The organism is Paraburkholderia mimosarum LMG 23256 = NBRC 106338 (genome assembly GCF_000739815.1).
Classification (GTDB): Bacteria; Pseudomonadota; Gammaproteobacteria; order Burkholderiales; family Burkholderiaceae; genus Paraburkholderia; species Paraburkholderia mimosarum.
In genome coordinates, this window is record NZ_BBJJ01000276.1 from 1 (window position 1) to 1,619 (window position 1,619).

Consider the following 1,619-nt stretch of genomic DNA (forward strand, 5'->3'; position numbering starts at 1 on the left):
TGCTAAGCGCCGTGGAAAAAGAGCGTGACGCGCTCGCGAACGAACTTGAGCAAGCGAAGCGTGACAAGCAAGCCGCTTCCACGCTAGCCGAGGCGAGGCTCGTGAATGAACTGCAGATGGCCGCTGCTACGAAGGACGCAGAGATCCAGGGCCTGAAGGCCACGCTCGACGCCATTGATGTTGCGCAGAAGCTCGCGATCACCGAGGCAGTCAGTGCGGTCGAGAAGGAGCGCGACGAGCTAAAAAGCGGGCTTGAGCGAACGGAGCTTGAGAAACAGCTCGCAGAGAAGTCGCTCAAGGACAAGTACGAGACGCAGATCAAGGATCGCGATGACGCGATCGAGCGCCTCCGGGACATGAAGGTTCGCCTGTCGACCAAGATGGTCGGCGAAACCCTCGAACAGCACTGCGAGATCGAGTTCAACCGCATTCGAGCGATGGCATTTCCGCGGGCATATTTCGAGAAGGACAACGACGCGCGGACTGGCAGCAAGGGCGACTACATCTTTCGCGACTTGGATGAAAATGGCACGGAAATCGTCTCGATCATGTTCGAAATGAAGAACGAGAGCGATCGCACCGCGACGAAGAACAAGAATGAGGACTTCCTGAAGGAACTCGACAAGGATCGCACCGAGAAGGGATGCGAATATGCCGTGCTGGTTTCATTGCTAGAACCCGATAGTGAGCTCTACAACACTGGAATCGTCGACGTGTTCCACCGGTACCCGAAGATGTACGTCGTGCGACCACAGTTCTTTCTTCCAATCATCACGCTTCTGCGGAATGCGGCGATGAATTCGCTCAAGTACAAGTCGGAGCTGGTACTCGTTAAGGCGCAAAACATAGACATCACGAACTTCGAAACCGAACTCGAGACGTTCAAGAACGCATTCGCGAAGAACTACGACCTCGCCTCCAGGCGCTTCCAAACGGCGATCGATGAGATCGACAAGTCGATCGACCACCTTCAGAAGACGAAGGAGGCCCTCCTAGGCACCGATCGGAACCTTCGCCTTGCGAATGATAAGGCGCAGGACGTAACGATCAAGAAGCTGACTCGGGGCAATGCGACGATGGCCGCCAAGTTCGCCGAGCTCAAGAATCAAGATTCTTGCGATGCAGATGAATCAAAAAGGAACGCCAACGGCAGCGCGCCGTTGGCGTCCACTTGATTAACTCGCTAAGCGTGGTCGCGAATCGCCGTATTCAATTGCGTCGGCCTCATCGGAAAAGATCAAATGCATCTGCTTCGTCCTGTCGGTTGCGGCCTGCCGTAGCGGGCCGGTTAGGCGCGGCGATTACTCGCCAGTCAGCAGCTTGTCGAGCTGCGGGCGGAGCCATTTCGCGGTGTTGATGGCGTTGGCCGTGAGCTTGCGCACATAGGCCGACTGGCGAGCGCGTCGTGCTGAACACAAAGCCGCAGCGCTTCATCAGGTCGCACACGTCTTTGGCGGGCTTGGCGTCGAACAGGAACACGGCGCGGTTATCTTCTGTGTCCTCGCGGTACGTGTAGTCGTGGCCTTCTTCCTCGCGGTCGGTGCGCTCTGCGATCTTCTTCAGTGCCTCGATGCGGTCGCGCACGCGGCGGATATTCGCGCCGCTGTTGGTGATTTCAT

General features: G+C 57.1%; 1 protein-coding gene and 1 pseudogene. One reads left to right on the forward strand and one right to left on the reverse strand.

Annotated features, from left to right (window positions below; translation table 11 throughout):
• Positions 1-1,175: DUF2130 domain-containing protein (locus BMI01S_RS37320; protein WP_042293372.1), on the forward strand; the 1,175-nt coding region annotated here is incomplete at its 5' end.
• 49 nt (positions 1,176-1,224) lie between these two features.
• Here the strand turns inward: BMI01S_RS37320 and BMI01S_RS42345 are convergent.
• Positions 1,225-1,619 (reverse strand): annotated as a pseudogene (locus tag BMI01S_RS42345) (hypothetical protein); the annotation flags it as partial.